This window comes from Streptomyces sp. NPDC037271 (assembly GCF_055603605.1).
The window spans coordinates 142,392-159,551 of record NZ_JBVJVN010000003.1 but is presented as its reverse complement, the minus strand read 5'-3'; the positions used below and the strand labels follow the sequence as shown (position 1 = coordinate 159,551).

The window sequence follows — 17,160 nt, the reverse complement described above, 5'->3', positions numbered from 1 at the left end:
TCAGCACGTACAAGCTGTGAGTTACCGGTGAAGGTGATGAAGATGGCGCACATGGCGAATGGGTGCAGGCGCGTTGTGTTGACGCTCTGCTGCGGCCTGATGGTGGCGGGCGTGGGCGGGACGGCTCACGCGGACAGCAACGACAATCTGGCCGACCCGCCGATGAAGTGCGGTTCGGGGCTGCTCTCGGCCAGTGGTGAGGGGCAGTCGTGCGTCACGGACCAGCACGTCGACCAGCAGATGGTCAAGCACCACAGCAAGAGCTTCGACGTCGTCGACTTCGCCGACGTGATCACGCCGCTCGACGGCCTGCTGCCCTGAGGCTTCCGTCTTCCCCCGCGTCCGCCCGGAGAAGCCGGGGCGGGTGTTCCCGTTCAGTTCAGGAGTTCATCGATGCGTACCCGTCAGTTCGTCGGAGCCGCGGCCCTGGCCGCGGGGGTGCTGGTGCCGGCCGCCGCGGGAGTGGCCGCGGCGGACACCAACATCAACACCCACAGCCCGTCGATGCTGTGTGACACCGGGCCGGCGGCCACCACCACCGCTCACAGTTCGTGCGAGGCACGGCAGAGTGTGAAGCAGGGCGTGCTGAAGACCCACACCGAGGACGTCGATCTGGTCAACCGGCTCGACGTCGCCGTCCCGGCCGCCCTGGGGGCCTGAGATGACGGCAGGACGTTCCAGGGGCGTGATGCGTGCGGCCGGCCTGTCGCTGACGGCGTTCGCCGCCGTTCTGGCGAACGGGACGGAGGCCGCGGCCGACTCCAACCAGACCGAGCAGAAACCGGTGATGCTCTGCAACATCGTGCTGCTCTCGCCCGGCGCCCAGGTCGGCGACGGATGCCAGGCCCTGCAGGCCAGCGGGCAGAGCATCGTGAAGGAGGACAGCGTCAGCCACACGCTGGTCGACTTCATCGGTGTCCGTCCGAGTCTGTTGTGACGGAGCGGTCCGGCCGGCCGGCGCCGGCCGGTCCGGGACCGGCCGGGGGAGTGCCTCCGGCCGGTCCCGGCGGGCCGTCCGGCCGGTCAGGACGCGGGCGGGGCGCAGGCCCGGACGGTGTCCCAGGCCCGGCGGACGGTCGTCTCGTCGGCGTACGGGGACCCCAGGGCGGCGCGGAGCACCGGCCGGCCGTCCACGGTGGCGGGAGTGCACAGGACCTCGGGTTTCCCGGCGAGACGACGGGTGACCTCACGGGTCGACTCGTCGGTCTCCGCCCGGAGCACGACGAGCCCCAGCCGGTGGGCCACGAGACGGAAGCCGGGCTCCCGCTCGACCAGCGAGGCGAGCAGGGCGGCGAGCCGGATGTCGCGCCGGATCACCTCCCGCAGTTCCTCCAGCCCGTGAGCGCGCAGGACGTACCAGAGTTTCAGGGCCCGCATCGGGCGGCCGAGCGGCACCTGCCAGTCCTTGAAGTCGACGACCTGCCCCGAGTCGGTGGCATCGTTGCGCAGGTAGGAGGAGGTCGCGCCGAGGGCGTCGGTCAGGTCCTTCCGATCGGCGACCCACAGCACGTCGCAGGGGATGCCGGTGCGCAGCCACTTGTGGGCGTTGACGGCGTAGGAGTCCGCGAGTTCCGAATCCGCGTCCTCGACCCGCAGTTCGGGGCAGAGCGCCGCACTGCCGGCGTAGGCGGCGTCGACGTGCAGCCAGACGCCGCGTTCCCGGCAGACGGCGCCGATCCGGGGCACCGGGTCGATGGCGCAGGTGGCGGTGGTGCCCACGGTCGCGACGACGGCGGCGGGCACCAGACCCGCGGCCCGGTCGGCGTCGAGGCGGTCGGCCAGGGCGACGGGGTCCATGACGTGCGTGTCGGGGACGGTCGGGACGAGGACCGGTTCGCCGGCGCCGGCGATGCGGACCACCTTGGCCACACTGTGGTTGGCCTGGTCCGTGCAGTAGACGCGCAGCCGGCCCTCCGTCCCGTGCTCGCGCCACCGGCCCCGGGAGGCCCGGTGCAGGGCGGCGGCCACGGCGACCAGCGCGGCCGACGACGCCGAGTCCTGGATCACGCCGCCGCCCTGCCCGGACGCGTGCGTGAAACGGGACGGAAGCCCCAGGGCGCGGACGAGCCAGTCGCACACCCGCTGTTCCAGTTCCGTGGCGGCGGGCGACGTCGACCACATCATGCCCTGGACGCCCAGGCCCGCCGTGACCAGCTCGGCCAGGACGGAGGCGGGCGAGTTGTTGGCCGGGTAGTAGCCCAGGAAGTTCGGGTGCTGCCAGTGCATCAGCTGCGGCACGATCGTGTGCCAGGTGTCCTCGAGGATGCCGGCCAGGTCCTCGCCCCGCTCGGGCGCCGTCTCCGGGAGCGCCTTGAGCGTGGTGCCCGGCGGACCGGGCGGCACCACGGGGAGTTCGCAGGAGGCCAGGGACCGCCAGTGGTCGGCCAGGCGGCCCGCCGCGTCAGCCGCGGCGGTCCGAAAAGCGTGCTCGTTCATGTGCGGAAATTAGAGGCGCGACAGCCCAGGTCCACACCCGATGGAGTCATGATCACTCGTACGAGCCCCGTGTGGCTGCCCCCGCCCGAACTGCTGCCCGACGCCCGTTCGGCACTCCGCGGCGCGGCGGAGAGGCAGCCCGCCCCGGGCGACGGCCTCGGGCCGGTGCCCGGCTCCGGTGCCGCCCTCCGTCCCGGGGACGCCGAACCCCTCGCGGACCCCAGGGAAGCCGTGTACGACGCGCACTTCGGTGTGGCACGTACCTCCCGCGACCCGGCGGACACCCTGCTGCGGGCACTGCTGCGGACCACCGCCGAGGCGAGTGCCTGGGTCTCCGCGAAGGACCGGGCCGCCCTGCACACGGCACTGGCGGTCTGCGGGGCGAGCGCGCCCGTCCCCGCCGGCGCACCGCCCGCCCCCGCCGGCGCACCGGCCTGGACCGCGACGGTCCGCTGGAGGGCGGGGCACCGGCTGTTCCTCGCGCTCACCGCGGTCACCGTCGTCGCCCTGCGGGACGCCACCGCCCGACCTGTGGGACGTCACCCCGGACCGGCCGCGACCCGGGACGCGGCCGTCCTGCTCCGGGCCAGTGCGGCCGCCATGGAAGCGACCGCGTCCTTCGCCCCGCACGCCTACGAGACAGAGGTGCGGCCGTCGATGGAACCACCCGAGGAGCGGGACGGCTTCTCCGGACTGTGGTCCGCCGACCACCGGGCCCTCGTGAGGCAGCTGGGGATCTGGGGCAGGGCCCACGCCGAGGCCTGCCCCGCGGGGTGTGTTCCGGGACGTGTCCTCGGTGCCGCCCTGGCGGACGTGCACGCCGCGCACCACGGCATCTGCGCCCGCTTCGTCGGCCGCGGCCCCTCCCTGCTCGGGACCGGCGCCGACGCCTTGCACACCCTGGACCGCCTGGCCGTCTCCCGCGGCAGGCTGCTGCGGCCGGACGTCGCCCCGCCGCCCGTGCCGCGCCGCCGCGAAGCCGTCGACCACCGGAGGAACTGATCGTGCGCCCGAACGCCACGCCACCCGCCCGGCCCCGGCCCGGGCCCGCGCCCGCCGCCTTCCCGTCGGTACGGGAACCGGAGGGTCCCCGCCCGGTCACGCTGGAAGGCGTCGCGGCCGACGAGGGAACCGCTCACCTGGAACGGCTGGCCGACGAGATCATCTTCCTCGACCGCTCCGCGTTCCTGCCGGCCACCTGCCGGCCCGCCACCGGACTGGTACGGCACGAGCCCGTCTCCCCGCTGCTGACGGCCCCGCCCCCGCCGCGGCCCGCACACCGCACCGGTGCGCGGACGGTCGCCGTCGCCTTCGCCCCCGAACACGGTGACCACGCGCGAGCCTGGGCCGGGCAGCACGGCTGCCCCCTGCTCGCCCCGCCCGCCGGCATCACCGCCCGCGCCTCCGACAAGATCGACTCGTTGGAACTGCTGGCCGAGGCGGGCGTCGCCGTCCCCGAGCACGTGGTCGTCCCGGCGGACCGGCAGGCGTCGGCCGCCGCCCACTGGCCGGACGGCTGGGACGCCGCGGTGCTCCAGCGTCGGGAGAACAACCTGGCGGGCCGCGGCACCGTCCCCGTCGACACACCGGACGCGCTGCCCGCGGCCCTGGACGCGTGGGCCGGCCACACCCTGCGGCTCAGCAGACGCGTGTCCGGACTGCCGCTGACCGTCAGCGCCTGCGCGGGAGCGGACCGGACCGTCGTCTCCGCCGTCTCCCACCAGCTCGTCGGCCTGCCCGAACTGACCCCGGGATGGGGCACCCACTGCGGCAACCAGCTCCTGGACGACACCGACCTGTCCGCCCCGCTCCTCTCCCGCGTCCGGGACACCGCCCGCGCCGTCGGCGACGTGCTGCGACGGCACGGCTTCCGGGGCGTCTTCGGCCTCGATCTCGTCGTCGGCGACGGGACGCCCGTGGTCATCGAGATCAACCCGCGTTTCCAGACGGTGGCCTCCCTGGCCCAGGCGGCCGAGACCGCCGCCGGACTGCTGCCCCTGCTGGGACTGCACGTGCTGGCCTGTCTGCTGCCCGAACTGCCGCCCGTCCGGGCTACGACGCGCCCGGTGCCGCGGCTCGCCCAGCTCGTCGTGCACGCCCGGCGGCCCGGAAACGTCACGGGCCTGCCTCGCCCCGGTCACTACCGGCTGACCGGAGAGGGGCCCCTCGAACTGCTCGGACCGCTCGAGAAGGCCGGCACGTTCGAGGAGACGGCTCTCCCGGATCCCCTCCCACGGCAGGAGGCCGGCACGGCCCTGCTCTGGCCGCACGCCTCCCCGGGCCCTGTGCTGCCCGGCGACGAACTCGCGCTGGTGCAGACCGGCCACCACCTCTGCGACGTGTCCCCCCCGACCCGCCCTCGGCCCCTGGGGCCGGTTCTGGACCGAACGACTCCTCACCCAGGAGATCCGAACCACGACAGGTGATCCCGTATGACCAGCGACACCCCGTCCACCGGCACAGGCCCCCCGGTCGACGCCTCCCCGGCCGGGGGGCCTCCGGTCGGCGTCTCCCCGGACGCCGGCCCGGTGCCGTCGGCCCGCTCCGCGAGCGGCGGTGGGACCGCGCACCCCTACCGCCCCGGTGAGACGTCGCACCCCTACCGCCCCGGTGAACTCGCCCTGTCCGCCGAGGAGATGCGGAACGCCGGCCACCATGCCGTCGACCTCGTCGTCCAGCGGCTGTGCACGGTGGCGGACGGCCCGCCGCACACCGTCGCCGATCCTGCCCGGCTCGCGGCACTCCTCGACGAACCGCTGCCCGAGGACGGCGGCGACCTGACCGGACTGCTCGACCACCTCGCCCACGACGTACTGCCGCTCGGTATCCGGTTCGACCACCCCCGCTGCTTCGCCTTCGTGCCCACCACCGGTAACTATCCCGCGGTCCTCGCCGACCTGCTCTCCACCGCCCACCTGAGCGTCCCCGGCGCGTGGCTGGTCGGTTCCGGCCCCACCCGCGTCGAACTGACCGCCCTGGACTGGCTGAAGGAGCTGCTGGGCCTGCCCGGACACTGGGGCGGCCTGTTCGTCAGCGGCGGCTCCGTCGCCAACCTCACGGCACTCGCCGCAGCCCGCGACCACCACCTCGACGGTGATCCCGCCGGCGCCCGCCTCTACTGCTCCACCCAGGCCCACCCCTCCGTCGCCCGCGCCGTCCACCTGCTGGGTCTCGGCCGCGACCAGCTCATCGCCCTCGAACCCGACGCCGGCCACCGCCTCGACCCGCGGGGCCTGGCCGCCCGGATCGACGCCGACCTCACCGCCGGTTTGCGTCCCTTCGCCGTCGTCGCCACCGTCGGCACCACCAGCACCGGCGCCGTCGACCCCGTCACGGACCTCGCGCGGCTCTGCCGCCGTCACGGTCTGTGGCTGCACGTCGACGGCGCCCACGGGGCGGCGTTCGCCCTCTCCGAGCGCGGCCACGACCTGCGCGACGCCCTGGGGCACGCCGACTCCCTCACCTTCGACCCGCACAAGTGGCTGTTCCAGCCCTACGAGACCGGCTGTGTCCTCGTCCGGAACCCGGAGCTTCTCCGGGCCACCTTCCGGATGGCCCGCCACCACCTCGACACCGGATACCTTCACCCCGCCGAGGCCCGTCACGACGAGGTCAACCTCGACGACCTCGGCCCCCAGCAGTCCCGTGGCCTGCGCGCCTTGAAGGTGTGGCTCTCGCTCAAGACCTTCGGCGCCGCGGCCTTCCGCCGTGCCGTCGAGCACGGCCTGCACCTGTCCGACCACGCCGCCGCCCGCATCACCGCCCACCCCGACCTCGACCTCACCAGCCCGCCCGGCCTCGGCATCCTCACCTTCCGCTGCCGGCCCCCGGGCTGCCCCGCCGACCCGCCCGCCGTCGACCGCCTCCAGCAGTCCGTCAGCCACGCCGTCCGTGCCACGGGCCAGGCACTGCTGCTGACCACCCGCGTCCAGGGCCGCACGGTCCTCAGGATGTGCACCGTCAACCCGGCCACCACCACGTCCGACATCGACACCGCGCTCGACCTGGTGGTCCGGGCGGGGCGGGAGGCGCTGCGGGGGCAGCCGCCCGGAACGGCGCTTCGGGCGGCCAGTGCCACCAGGAAGCGGGAGACCATGTCGTAGGCCGCGACCGTGGCGACCGCTTCCACGGTGCCGGTCTCACCGGACACAGGTGTTCGGGTGCCCTCGGCGGTGTACGGCTCAGGCGTCACCTCCGGCTGGCCCAGGCGGTGGGCGCGGGGCGGTCAGCGCTTGAGATCCATCTCCTCGACGCGGGTCTGTACGGTCCGGCCGCTCTCCCAGGCGTTGGCGCCCGGGACCACTTCCGGCATGGGGATGTCCGCCCGGTTCCGCCGCTTGCGGGACGTGGAGATGCCCAGCCTGTCGTCCCGGGCCCGGATCATCTCGTCCGAGGCCTGCCCGTCCTCAGTGAAGCCCATCATCAGCTGCGGGATGCCGTAGGGGAAGTCGTCCCGGTCGTACTGCCAGGTGTGGAAGGTCTTGCCGTAGGTGGTCACGAGGTCCTCGAAGTAGGCGTGCTCGGCCAGGTCGGGGATGCCTGGGGCGATGAGGCTGCCGGACTTCACCTCGTAGTGGTGGCTGTGCCACAGCCGCTTCTCGTCCTCGGGCAGGGAACGGAAGCGCTCCTCGCTGATGATGTACTCGATGCCGATCAGACGGGCGTCGGGTGCGTTCCGGTCGAAGATCACGCACTGGTGCAGGTCGTGCCGGAGGTGGATGCAGAAGTGCGTGGCCTCCACCTGGCGGCCCATGTCGTCGGCGTACATGTGGAAGCCGTTGAGGTAGGTGCTCATCGCCTCGACCGGGTACTTCGTCTGCATCGCGCCGGCCGCCAGGTCCAGCGCGCGGTGCTTGAGCGGGTGCCCCTTGCCCACCTTGCTGATCGTGGCCGCCTTGCGGCCGAGCAGGAGACCGGCCGCGGCCGTCAGGCCCGCCGCGGCACCGATCGCGGCGGACGCGGCCGGTCCTCGGCCGGAACCGTGCGAACGGCGGGTGCCATGTATGGATGCCATGGGCGGCGAGTGCCCCGTGCCCCGAGGCCGTAACGGGCCGCGCGGCGGGCGGGCTCAGCCGCCGCTTCGAGGGGCGACACGGCCGGGCTACAGTGGGCCCCATGAGCCGCTGGACGGATTTGGCAGGGAAGACATCCGGAGAGGACTACGCCGCACGGTTCGAGACCCTGGCCCGCAGCGGCGAGGACGTGCACGGCGAGGCGCGGTTCTGCGCGGCCCTCGTGCCTCCCGGAGCGCGGGTGCTGGACGCCGGGTGCGGCACCGGGCGGGTCACGATCCGGCTCGCGGAGCTCGGGTACGACTGCGTCGGGGTGGATCTTGACGCGTCGATGCTGGCAGTGGCGCGGAAGCAGGCGCCGGCACTGCCCTGGTTCCAGGTGGATCTGGCCGAGTTCGACCCCGCCCGGCTCGGCCTCGAGGCGGGCTTCGACCTCGTCGTCGCCGCGGGCAATGTGATCCCGCTGCTCAGTTCCGGCACGGAGGGCACGGTGGTCGAGCGCCTGTCCGCGGCCCTGCGCCCGGGCGGCCTGATGGTCGTGGGCTTCGGCCTGGACGAAGCCCACCTGCCCGTGCCGCCCAGCCTCACGCTGCCGGAGTACGACGACTGCTGCGCCGCGTCCGGCCTCACCCTCGTCGACCGCTTCGCCACCTGGGACGCCGACCCTTACGACGGGGGCGGTTACGCCGTCAGCGTCCACCGTCGGTGAGCAGGGGCCGGACGTCTCGATCACCGCGTCCGCCGGGCGGCCCGGCGGCTCCTCGCACAGTCCGGGGGAGACCTCTGCGTACTTCGTGGGTGCCGGGATGCCGGGATCAGGGTGAGCGGTTCCTTCAGGGGCGGAAGGCGCGGCGGTAAGTGTCGGGCGGGACACCGACGGTGCGCTGGAAGTGGCGGCGCAGGGTGGTGGCGGTGCCCATTCCGGCGGCCTCGGCGACGGTGTCGACGGTGGCATCGGTGGTCTCCAGCAACTCCTGGGCGCGGCGGATGCGTTGGGTGTGGAGCCACTGCAGGGGCGTGGTGCCGGTGAGGTGCCTGAAGTGGCGGGCCAGGTGGCGTGAGCTCAGACCGGCCCGGCGGGCGAGGTCCTCGACGGTGAGGGGCTGGTCGAGGCGTTGGAGGACCCAGGGGAAGAGCTCGCCGAGGGGATGGTTGCCCGGCTCGGGGACGGGCGTGGCGATGAACTGGGCCTGACCGCCGTCGCGGTGCGGGGGGACGACCAGGCGGCGGGCGACCTTGTTGGCGTTGGCCGAGCCGTGGTCGAGGCGGACCAGGTGCAGACACAGGTCCATGGCGGCGGCCTTGCCCGCCGACGTGAGGACGTCGCCGTTGTCGACGTAGAGGACGTCCGGATCGATGGTGGCGGCCGGGTGCCGCCGCGCCAGTTCCCTGGTGTGGGCCCAGTGCGTGGTGGCGCGTTTCCCGTCGAGCAGGCCGGCGGCACCGAGGACGAAGGCGCCGGTGCACAGGGAGGCCACCCGGGCGCCCGCCGCGTGGGCCGCGCGCACCGCGTCGATCAGTTGCGCCGGTGGTTCGCGGTCGGTGTCGGCCCAGCCGGGCACGACCACGGTGTCCGCCCGCGGGAGGTGGTCGAGCCCGTGGTCGGGCTCCAAGTGGAAGCGGCCGACGCGCACCGGGCCGGGTCCGCAGAGGGCGAAGTCGTACCAGGGGTCCACGACATGAGTCAGGTCGGCTCCGAAGACCTCGAGGGCCACGGACAGTTCGTAGTGGAGCATGCCGTCGGTGACGGCCAACGCGATGCGAGGCATGTCCGAAAGTGTATGGGGCATGTCGTTTCCGACGATCGTGCGAGTCCCGTCGGACGGACAGGATGTGGGTGTCAGACCGCCGGCGGATCGACGTCGCAGCGGACGATCGAGTACACGGGAGCAGTCTCATGGAGACAGGCCGGCTGGTGGCGGTTTTCGGCGCGTACGGTCACACCGGACAGTTCGTGGTCGCGGAGCTCGCGGCGCGCGGGTTCACTCCGGTGCCGTCCGGGCGCAACACACGGGCGTTGGGCGAACTGGCCGACGCACACGGGCTGGAAGCCCGGGTGGCGTCGGTCGACGACCCGGCCTCGCTGGATCTGGCCCTGGCCGGCGCGGTGGCGGTCATCAACTGCGCCGGCCCGTTCGCCTCGACCACCGGCCCGCTGATCGAAGCCGCGCTCCGGGCCAGGATTCCATACCTGGATGTGGCCGCCGAGATCGAGGCCAACCTCGACACCTTCGCGCACTTCCGCGAGCGGGCCCGGGACGCGAGAGCGGTGATCGTCCCGGCCATGGCCTTCTTCGGCGGCCTCGGCGACCTGCTGGCCACCGTGGCGATGGGTGACTGGACCTCGGCCGACGAGGCCCGCATCGCCTACGCGCTCAGCGACTGGCACCCCACCGCCGGCACCCGGCTGTCGGGCGCGGTCTCCCGCGAGCGGCGCGGCGACTTCCGCCTGCGCTACCGCGGCGGACAGTGGGAGCGCCGCACCGATGCCGCGCCCACTGTGCAGTGGGCCTTCCCGGAGCCGGTGGGACGCCGACCGGTGGTCGCGGAGTTCACCATGGCCGACGTCGTGACCGTCCCCCAGCACCTGGCCATTCCCGACGTGACCACCTACATGAACATCGAGGCGACCCGCGACGTCACCGCCCCGGACACACCGGCCCCGACCGCCGCCGACGAGAGCGGCCGCTCCGACCAGACCTTCCTCGTCGACGTCGTCGTCCGCTCAGGGGTCACCGAACGCCGGGCCACAGCCGCCGGTCAGGACATCTACGCCATCACCGCGCCCCTCGTCGTCGAAGCCCTCGACCGCGTCCTCACCGGCCGCACCAAGGCCGTAGGCGTCACCTCTGCCGGCGAGATGTTCGACGCCCCCGACTTCCTACGGGCGCTCGCCCCCCGTATCGCGTTCGATCTGCACCCCCAGAAGCTGATCGCCTGAGCTCACCGGACAGGGCAGTCACGTCTGATGACTCAGGACAAGCGTGCCTCCAGTCCCGGACGCGAATCCCCCGACTCCGTGGTGCCGATCGCGTGGCCGAGGAGGGGAGGGGAGGGGCTGAGTCTGTGGCTGGGACGCGCCGCCACCGGCGAGTTGGTCGCCGTGGCGGTGATCACGTCATGGTCGCAGGACCTGCGCCCCGTCCGACCGCCGGGTCAGCCACGCCCCCGGCGGACCAGCCGCTTCAGCAACGGCCACGCCAGCAGCAGCACGATCACGGCGTACACCGTCACCGCGAACGGCGTGTTGACCAGGCCCGCCACGCTGCCGTCGCTGATCTGCAGGGCCCGGCGCAACTGCTGCTCGGCGTTCGGGCCGAGGATGACGCCGATGACGGCCGGCAGGATCGGCAGGCCGTAGCGCCGCATGCCGAAGCCGACCAGGCCGATGATCAGCAGGGTCACCAGGTCGACGACCTCGCCGCCGACGGCGTACGCGCCGACCGCCGCGAAGAACATGATCCCCGCGTAGAGGTACGGCCGCGGGATGCGCAGCAGCTTGGCCCACACCGGTGCCAGCGGCAGGTTGAGCGCGAGGAGCAGCACCATGCCGACGAAGAGGGAGGCGATCAGGCCCCACACCAGCTCTGGTTCGCGTTCGAAGAGCAGCGGGCCGGGCTGGATGCCGTACTGCTGGAAGGCGGCCAGCATGACCGCCGCGACCGCCGTCGTCGGCAGACCCAGGGTCAGCATGGAGACCAGCGTGCCCGCCGCCGAGGCCGAGGCCGCGGACTCCGGGCCGGCCACACCCTCGATGGCGCCCTTGCCCCACTCGTCCTTGTTCTTGGACAGGCGCTTCTCCGTGACGTACGACAGGAAGGTGGGGATCTCCGCCCCGCCCGCCGGGATCGCGCCGAACGGGAAGCCGATGAACGGGCCGCGCAGCCAGGACTTCCAGGTCCGTTTCACATCGGCGCGGCCGAGCCAGGGGCGGCCCACCGGGATCGGCTCGGCCGCCCCGCGCCGCAGATGGGCCGCCACCCACAGCGCCTCGCCGATCGCGAACAGGCCGACCGCCACGATCACCACGTCGACGCCGTCGGCGAGTTGGAGGGAACCGAAGGTCAGCCGCTGCTGCCCCGTCATCTGGTCCAGGCCCACCAGGCCGATCGTCAGACCGATCAGCAGCGAGGCCAGGCCTCTGACCCGCGACGAACCGAGCACCGACGTCACGGCGATGAACGCCAGCACCATGATGGCGAAGTAGTCCGGCGCACCGATGTCCACCGCCAGGTCGGCGACCGTCGGCGCCAGCGCCACCAGCAGGATCGTGCCGATCATGCCGCCCGCGAAGTGACCGATGGCGGCGGCCGCCAGCGCCTGGGCGCCGCGCCCCGCCTTGGCCATGGGGTTGCCCTCCATGGCCGCGACCACGGCGGCGCTCTCGCCGGGCGTGTTGAGCAGGATGGAGGTGGTCGAACCGCCGAACATCGCGCCGTAGTAGATGCCGGCGAACATGATGAACGCGGCGACCGGATCGAGCCCGTACGTCACCGGCAGCAGCAGCGCCACCGCCATCGCCGGGCCGATGCCGGGCAGGACGCCGATGGCCGTGCCGAGCAGCACGCCGAGGGCGGCCCACAGGAGGTTGAGCGGGGTGAGGGCCGTACCGAAGCCGTCCATGAGGGAGTTCAGGGCGTTCATGTCAGAGCACTCCCATCAGCGGACCGCCGGGCAAGGGCACTCCGAGCAGCTTGTCGAAGACGACGTAGGTGAACAGGGACAGCACCGCGGCGATCAGCGGATCGCGGTCCACGCGGCGACTGCCGAGGGCGAAGGCGGCACCCCAGAACAGCAGCGCCCCGGCGACGGGGAAGCCGGCCGGCTCGATCAGCACGGCCGCGCCGAGGAAGATCCCGGACAGCAGCAGCACCGTGCGCCAGTCGGCCGGCTCGGACAGGTCGATGTCCTCGCCGCCCTCGGCCTCGCCCCGGCCGCCGCGCAGGACGTCGACGGCGAGCAGCGCGGCGATCACCAGCAGCCCGACGCCGACCGCGATCGGGACGGTCTTGGGGCCGACCGGCCCGCGCTGCGTGAGGTCGACGTCCATGGTGAGCGCGTCGGTCAGGACGAGCGCGCCGAGCGCCAGCAGCAGTACGCACACGCCCAGTTCGGAGTGGTCGCGCAGCCACGCGCGCCGGCCCGAGGCCGTCCGCGTGGTGGGTTCGGTCGTCGGCGTCGTCACAGTCCCAGCTCCTTCAGTACCGACACCACACGCTTGTCCTGGGCGTCCAGGAACGCGCCGAACTCCTCGCCCGTCAGGAAGGCGTCGTCCCAGCCGTTCTGGTCCATCGACTTCTTCCATTCCGGGGAGTCGTGCAGTTCCTCGGCCAGGCGGACCAGCTTGTCCCGTTCCGCCTCCGACAGGCCGGGCGGGGCGACGATGCCGCGCCAGTTGGTGAAGTCCACGTCGTAGCCGGACTCCTTCAGCGTCGGCGCGTCCTTCAGGTCGTCGACCCGCTCCGGGCCGGTCACCGCGAGCACCCGCAGCTCGCCCGCCTTGATCTGGTCCAGGTACTCGCCGACGCCCGAGACCCCGAAGCCGACCTTGTTGCCGAGGATCGAGGCGAGCAGCTCGCCGCCGCCGTCGAAGGGGATGTAGTTGACCGACTTGGGGGAGATCCCGGCGGCCTGCGCCATCAGCATCGGCGCGAGATGGTCGGGCCCGCCCGGCGACGAACCGCCGCCGACGGGGATCTTGCCGGGGTCCTTCTTCCAGGCGGTGACCAGCTCGTCGATCGTCTTGTACGGCGAGTCCTTGCCGACCACGACGACGTCCTGCTCCTCGGTGAGCCGCGCGATCGGCGTGGTGTCGGCGAGGGTCTTGGGCGCGTGGTTGGAGCGGACGGCGCCGACGACGCCGAGGCCCATGGACATGGCGAGCTTGCCGTTGCCGTGCTCGCTCACCAGCCGGCTCAGGCCGACGGTGCCGCCCGCTCCGGGCAGGTTGAACACCTCGATGTTGTGTGTGAGCCCGGCGTCCTCGGCGTTCTTCGCGGCCGTGCGGGCGGTGATGTCGTATCCGCCGCCGGGCGTGTTGGGAACCATGAAGCGCAGGCCGGGGATCTGCGTGCCGGTCTCGGAGTCGCTGCCCGTGGAGAGCAACGGCGGTCCCGCGAGCACGAGCACGGCGGCCCCGAGCAGGGCAAGGGGGGTGCGCAGGCGCACGTATGACACCACCTGTCGGTTGGGTAGAGCGGTACGGGGTGAGCCCTGTGGGGGAGGGTGACGTGGGCCACATGGTGCCCGTGCGGCGGCGCCCTGTCTTCCTTCCGGAACCAAGGGAGGTTGTGGTCATTGCGGTCGCCGGTGGGTCGCCGGTGGGTCGCCGGTTCGTTGCGAAGACAGCACATCTCTTTCTTTCGCCGCAGGTGGGCGCCATGATGGCGACCCGGCACACCCGCCGGTCGTCCCTGCCCCGTCCCCCGTCCCCGCCTGCGTCCGCCGTCCCGCGCCCCCGTCTTCCGCCAGTCGAGATCGAGTCCGCCGTGGCCCCCACCTTCCGCCGTCAGACCCTCGCGGGTGAGATGCTGGTCCTCCAGCTCGCCATCGTCGTGGTGGTCCTGCTCGCGGTCGCCGCCGTCTCGCTCGCCCAGTCCAAGGCCACCTTCAACCGCGTCGAGGGCCGCCGGGTCGCCGCCCTGGCCGAGCAGCTGGCCGCCACGCCCCTGGTCCGCAGCCAGCTCCTGCGCCCCGTGCCGCGGGAGGCCCTGGCCCCTCTGGTGAACTCCACCCAGACCCAGTCCGGGGTCACCTCGGTCACGGTGGCCGACGCCGACGGTCGCGTCGTCAGTTCCACCGACCCCACGATGATCGGCGGCCTGCTGCCCCGTGGCGAGGGTGCCGTCGGGGGACGCGGCTGGTCGGGCCCGCTGACCGTGCAGGGCGGCCGGGAGCTCGTCGCCCAGGTCCCGGTGCTCGGCGCCACCCGCCAGACCCTCGGCCGGCACCTCGGCACGGTGATGGTCGGCGAGGCCGACGCGACGGTGTGGCAGCGCCTCAATGGCGCCTCCTCCTACCTCCTCGCCTACCTCGGCATCGCCAGCGGCCTGGGCGTGGCCGGCTCCTGGCTGCTCGCCCGGCGCGTCAAACGGCAGACCCTCGGCCTGGAGCCGCGCGAGATCGCCGGGCTCGCCGAGCACCGGGAGGCCATGCTGTACGGCATCGCCGAGGGCGTCGTCGCCCTCGATCCGCAGCACCGGCTCACCCTGGTCAACGAGATGGGCCGGCGCCTGCTCGGCCTGCCCGCCGACTGCGTGGGCCAGAGCCTGGACGGCCTCGGTATCGACGGAAGGCTGCGCGACGTCCTGGCCGGTGCCACGGCGGACACGGCCGAGCCGCGCGACGAGGTCGTCGTCCGACACGGCCGGGTCCTGGTGATGAACCGCATGACCGTCAGCAAGGACGGCCGGCCGCTCGGCTCCGTCACCACCCTGCGCGACCGCACCGAACTCGCCCGCCTCGAACGGGAGATCGGCTCCTTCCGCAGCACCTCCGAGCTGCTGCGCGCCCAGGCCCACGAGTTCGCCAACCAGCTGCACACCATCTCCGGGCTCATCGAGATCGGCGAGCAGGACGAGGTGGTGCGTTACATCCGCGCGCTCAACCAGCGCCGCCAGTCCCTGGACGTCACCCTCAGCCGCCGGGTCCGCGACACGGCCGTCGCCGCGCTGCTGACGGCGAAGTCCTCCCTCGCGGCCGAACGCCGGGTCGCCCTGCGGGTATCGGACCGCACGGCCCTGGACAGGCTCGCCCCGGAGGACGCCGCGGACGTGGCGACCGTGGTCGGTAACCTCGTCGACAACGCCGTGGACGCCGCCGCGGCGCCCGGCACCGACCACGAGGCGTGGGTCGAGGTCGAGCTGAGACAGGACGCCTCCAGCGTGGAGATCGTGGTCCGCGACTCCGGGCCCGGCGTGGCGCCCGAACTGGCCCGTGAGGTCTTCTCCCACGGCTTCACCACCAAGGCCGCCCGGCAGGGCGAGCGCGGTATCGGCCTGGCGCTGACCAGGCTGGTCTGCGAGCGTCACGGCGGTGAGATCTCGGTGACCAACACCCCCGAGGGGGCCATGTTCACCGCACGCATGACCGTCAGCCACCTCACCGACGCGGTGGCGGAAGGAGCAGCACCATGACGGGTAGGAGCGGCACGGTCGACGCGACTGGTACGACCGGTACGGTCCACGCGGCGGCTACGGCGGGCCGGGCTACTACGGCGGGTACGGTCCGTACGGCGGGTACGGTCCATACGGCGGCTACGGCGGCTACGGCGGCTACGACCGCTGTGACGGCTACGACCGCTGCGACGGAGGCCGCGCCCCATGTCGCCGGCGCCGCGATCGGCGTGCTCGTCGTCGACGACGACTTCATGGTGGCCCGGGTCCACCGGGCCTTCGTCGAGCGCGTCGCGCCCTTCCGGGTCGTCGGGGTCGCCGGTACCGGGGAAGAGGCGCTCGCCGCCGCCGGGGAATTGCGTCCCGACCTCATCCTGCTCGACCTGTACCTGCCGGACGTCTTCGGCCTCGACGTCATCCCCCGGCTGCGCGCCGCCGGCCACGACTGCGACGTCATGGTCGTCAGCGCGGCCAGGGAGGCGGACGCGGTGCGCGGCGCCGTCCGGCACGGCGTGGTCGACTACCTCCTCAAACCGTTCGACTTCGAGGACCTGCGGGTCCGGCTGGAGCGCTACGCGGCCCAGCGGGGCCGGCTGCTCGGCACGGTGGTGCGCAGCCAGGCCGACGTCGACCGGGTACTGGCGGGAGCGGCGGCGCCGGCCGCCGCGGTCCCGGCGCTGCCCAAGGGCATGAGCGTGGAGACCGCCGAGTTGGTGGAACGCACGCTGCGTGAGGCCGACGGCACCCTGTCCGCCAGCGAGTGCGCGGCCCGCACCGGCGTCTCCCGGGTGAGCGCCCGCCGCTACCTGGAGTACTTCCACACGGTCGGCAGCGCGGAGGTCTCCCTGCGCTACGGGGTGGCGGGCCGCCCCGAGCGCCGTTACCGCTTCCGGGGCGCGGTCACCGGCCTGGCGCTCCCGCCCGCAGTCCGTCCATGACGAAGTCCAGGAACCGGGTGACCCGCGGCTGCCAGTCCTCGTCGGGATCGATCAGCCAGAGACCGCCGATGACGAGGAAGAAGTCGTCCGCGGAGACCCCGGGCCGGATGGCGCCGGCCTCCTCGTTGGCGCGCAGCAGGAGCCGGGCCGCCTCCATCACCGGGGCGGGGCCCGGTTTCGCCGGCCCGCCGGGCGCGCTGGTGACCAGCCGGATCGCGTCCGCCAGGCCGGCCTTGGTCATGGCGAACCGGGCGAGGTGGTCCATCCACTCACGCAGGGCCTGCTCGGGCTCCAGCGTGGCCAGCAGCTGGGGTGCGGCATCGGCCACCTGCCGCATCTCGTAGCGGTAGACCTCCAGGACGAGAGCCTCCCGGTTCGGGAAGTTGCGGTAGAACGTGCCCTGCCCGACGCCCGCCTTCCTGGCGATGGCGCTCAGCGGGGCGTCCGCGCGGCGCGTCAGTTCCTCGGTGGCCACGTGCAGGATGCGCTCGCGGTTGCGCAGGGCGTCCGAGCGCAGGGGAGTGTCCTTCTGGTCCCTGTCCGGCTTCTCGTTCTCCGACTGAGGCACTGTCTTCCTTCCGGATTCGTGGCCGAATCCCGTCCTTGCTAAGCGGACAGTTGTCCGTTACGTTTCCAGTGAGCGGACAGTTGTCCGGTTAT

Annotated in this window: 17 protein-coding genes; 10 read left to right on the top strand and 7 right to left on the bottom strand. The window is 72.9% G+C overall.

From position 1 onward, the window contains the following. The first annotated feature begins 111 nt into the window (after positions 1-111). The 3 genes from ACZ7G3_RS08495 (at position 112) to ACZ7G3_RS08485 (ending at position 937) form a co-directional block, all read left to right on the top strand. On the top strand, positions 112-321 hold the full coding sequence (locus ACZ7G3_RS08495; RefSeq protein ID WP_470924206.1) for a hypothetical protein: 210 nt from the start codon (positions 112-114) through the stop codon (positions 319-321). A 72-nt stretch (positions 322-393) separates the two neighbouring features. Beyond that, the gene (locus tag ACZ7G3_RS08490; protein WP_470924204.1) at positions 394-660 is read left to right on the top strand and encodes a hypothetical protein; all 267 of its coding nucleotides are present in this window, start codon (positions 394-396) and stop codon (positions 658-660) included. A gap of 1 nt (position 661) precedes the next feature. After that, positions 662-937 (top strand): hypothetical protein, encoded by a 276-nt coding sequence (locus tag ACZ7G3_RS08485; protein WP_426598921.1) that lies wholly within the window; start codon positions 662-664, stop codon positions 935-937. Positions 938-1,023: 86 nt separating this feature from the next. Here ACZ7G3_RS08485 and ACZ7G3_RS08480 read toward each other — a convergent pair whose 3' ends face one another. Beyond that, positions 1,024-2,436: a pyridoxal phosphate-dependent decarboxylase family protein gene (locus tag ACZ7G3_RS08480; protein ID WP_470924202.1), complete on the bottom strand. Its 1,413-nt coding sequence runs from the start codon at positions 2,434-2,436 to the stop codon at positions 1,024-1,026. A gap of 48 nt (positions 2,437-2,484) precedes the next feature. Between ACZ7G3_RS08480 and ACZ7G3_RS08475 the strand changes: the two genes are divergently transcribed. The 3 genes from ACZ7G3_RS08475 to ACZ7G3_RS08465 are packed head-to-tail and all read left to right on the top strand — an operon-like array spanning position 2,485 to position 6,539. Continuing rightward, the gene (locus ACZ7G3_RS08475; protein WP_470924200.1) at positions 2,485-3,438 is read left to right on the top strand and encodes a hypothetical protein; all 954 of its coding nucleotides are present in this window, start codon (positions 2,485-2,487) and stop codon (positions 3,436-3,438) included. Between the two features lie 2 nt (positions 3,439-3,440). Continuing rightward, on the top strand, positions 3,441-4,862 hold the full coding sequence (locus ACZ7G3_RS08470) for an ATP-grasp domain-containing protein (RefSeq protein WP_470924198.1): 1,422 nt from the start codon (positions 3,441-3,443) through the stop codon (positions 4,860-4,862). A gap of 6 nt (positions 4,863-4,868) precedes the next feature. Further along, on the top strand, positions 4,869-6,539 hold the full coding sequence (locus ACZ7G3_RS08465; RefSeq protein WP_470924196.1) for a pyridoxal phosphate-dependent decarboxylase family protein: 1,671 nt from the start codon (positions 4,869-4,871) through the stop codon (positions 6,537-6,539). Positions 6,540-6,661: 122 nt separating this feature from the next. Here ACZ7G3_RS08465 and ACZ7G3_RS08460 read toward each other — a convergent pair whose 3' ends face one another. Continuing rightward, a complete protein-coding gene (locus ACZ7G3_RS08460) occupies positions 6,662-7,450 on the bottom strand; it encodes an OBAP family protein (RefSeq protein WP_470924194.1) in 789 nt (262 codons plus the stop codon). 101 nt (positions 7,451-7,551) lie between these two features. Between ACZ7G3_RS08460 and ACZ7G3_RS08455 the strand changes: the two genes are divergently transcribed. Then, positions 7,552-8,157, top strand: coding sequence for a class I SAM-dependent methyltransferase (locus ACZ7G3_RS08455; protein ID WP_470924192.1), 606 nt, complete (start codon positions 7,552-7,554; stop codon positions 8,155-8,157). A gap of 124 nt (positions 8,158-8,281) precedes the next feature. Here ACZ7G3_RS08455 and ACZ7G3_RS08450 read toward each other — a convergent pair whose 3' ends face one another. Then, positions 8,282-9,217, bottom strand: a complete 936-nt coding sequence (locus ACZ7G3_RS08450; protein WP_470924190.1) for a helix-turn-helix domain-containing protein — start codon at positions 9,215-9,217, stop codon at positions 8,282-8,284. A 128-nt stretch (positions 9,218-9,345) separates the two neighbouring features. Here ACZ7G3_RS08450 and ACZ7G3_RS08445 point away from each other — a divergent pair, with 128 nt between their 5' ends. Beyond that, complete coding sequence (locus ACZ7G3_RS08445; RefSeq protein ID WP_470924188.1) at positions 9,346-10,389, top strand: saccharopine dehydrogenase family protein; 1,044 nt, start codon at positions 9,346-9,348, stop codon at positions 10,387-10,389. 215 nt (positions 10,390-10,604) lie between these two features. Here the strand turns inward: ACZ7G3_RS08445 and ACZ7G3_RS08440 are convergent, their stop codons facing one another. The 3 genes from ACZ7G3_RS08440 to ACZ7G3_RS08430 are packed head-to-tail and all read right to left on the bottom strand — an operon-like array spanning position 10,605 to position 13,616. Then, a complete protein-coding gene (locus ACZ7G3_RS08440) occupies positions 10,605-12,092 on the bottom strand; it encodes a tripartite tricarboxylate transporter permease (RefSeq protein ID WP_470924185.1) in 1,488 nt (495 codons plus the stop codon). A 1-nt stretch (position 12,093) separates the two neighbouring features. Further along, entirely contained in the window at positions 12,094-12,633 is a 540-nt protein-coding gene (locus ACZ7G3_RS08435) for a tripartite tricarboxylate transporter TctB family protein (RefSeq protein WP_470924183.1), read from the bottom strand. Beyond that, positions 12,630-13,616, bottom strand: a complete 987-nt coding sequence (locus ACZ7G3_RS08430; RefSeq protein WP_426598932.1) for a Bug family tripartite tricarboxylate transporter substrate binding protein — start codon at positions 13,614-13,616, stop codon at positions 12,630-12,632. The genes ACZ7G3_RS08435 and ACZ7G3_RS08430 overlap by 4 nt, the downstream gene beginning before the upstream one ends. Positions 13,617-13,936: 320 nt before the next feature. On the opposite strand from ACZ7G3_RS08430, the gene ACZ7G3_RS08425 reads away from it, so the two are divergent. Together ACZ7G3_RS08425 and ACZ7G3_RS08420 are read left to right on the top strand one after the other, a co-directional pair. Beyond that, on the top strand, positions 13,937-15,583 hold the full coding sequence (locus ACZ7G3_RS08425; RefSeq protein ID WP_470924181.1) for a sensor histidine kinase: 1,647 nt from the start codon (positions 13,937-13,939) through the stop codon (positions 15,581-15,583). Then, positions 15,580-16,500, top strand: coding sequence for a response regulator (locus tag ACZ7G3_RS08420; protein WP_470924179.1), 921 nt, complete (start codon positions 15,580-15,582; stop codon positions 16,498-16,500). Before ACZ7G3_RS08425 ends, ACZ7G3_RS08420 begins: the two co-directional genes overlap by 4 nt. On the opposite strand, the gene ACZ7G3_RS08415 is transcribed toward ACZ7G3_RS08420, so the two are convergent. After that, positions 16,463-17,068: a TetR/AcrR family transcriptional regulator gene (locus tag ACZ7G3_RS08415; protein ID WP_470924177.1), complete on the bottom strand. Its 606-nt coding sequence runs from the start codon at positions 17,066-17,068 to the stop codon at positions 16,463-16,465. The two genes, ACZ7G3_RS08420 and ACZ7G3_RS08415, sit on opposite strands and share 38 nt — an antisense overlap. Between the last annotated feature and the right edge of the window lie 92 nt (positions 17,069-17,160).

Coding starts and splice junctions, on each gene's coding strand:
- ACZ7G3_RS08490 (WP_470924204.1), top strand. CDS start 394: ATGCGTACCCGTCAGTTCGTCGGAGCCGCGGCCCTGGCCGCGGGGGTG.
- ACZ7G3_RS08485 (WP_426598921.1), top strand. CDS start 662: ATGACGGCAGGACGTTCCAGGGGCGTGATGCGTGCGGCCGGCCTGTCG.
- ACZ7G3_RS08480 (WP_470924202.1), bottom strand. CDS start 2,436: ATGAACGAGCACGCTTTTCGGACCGCCGCGGCTGACGCGGCGGGCCGC.
- ACZ7G3_RS08475 (WP_470924200.1), top strand. CDS start 2,485: ATGATCACTCGTACGAGCCCCGTGTGGCTGCCCCCGCCCGAACTGCTG.
- ACZ7G3_RS08465 (WP_470924196.1), top strand. CDS start 4,869: ATGACCAGCGACACCCCGTCCACCGGCACAGGCCCCCCGGTCGACGCC.
- ACZ7G3_RS08460 (WP_470924194.1), bottom strand. CDS start 7,450: ATGGCATCCATACATGGCACCCGCCGTTCGCACGGTTCCGGCCGAGGA.
- ACZ7G3_RS08455 (WP_470924192.1), top strand. CDS start 7,552: ATGAGCCGCTGGACGGATTTGGCAGGGAAGACATCCGGAGAGGACTAC.
- ACZ7G3_RS08450 (WP_470924190.1), bottom strand. CDS start 9,217: ATGCCTCGCATCGCGTTGGCCGTCACCGACGGCATGCTCCACTACGAA.
- ACZ7G3_RS08445 (WP_470924188.1), top strand. CDS start 9,346: ATGGAGACAGGCCGGCTGGTGGCGGTTTTCGGCGCGTACGGTCACACC.
- ACZ7G3_RS08440 (WP_470924185.1), bottom strand. CDS start 12,092: ATGAACGCCCTGAACTCCCTCATGGACGGCTTCGGTACGGCCCTCACC.
- ACZ7G3_RS08420 (WP_470924179.1), top strand. CDS start 15,580: ATGACGGGTAGGAGCGGCACGGTCGACGCGACTGGTACGACCGGTACG.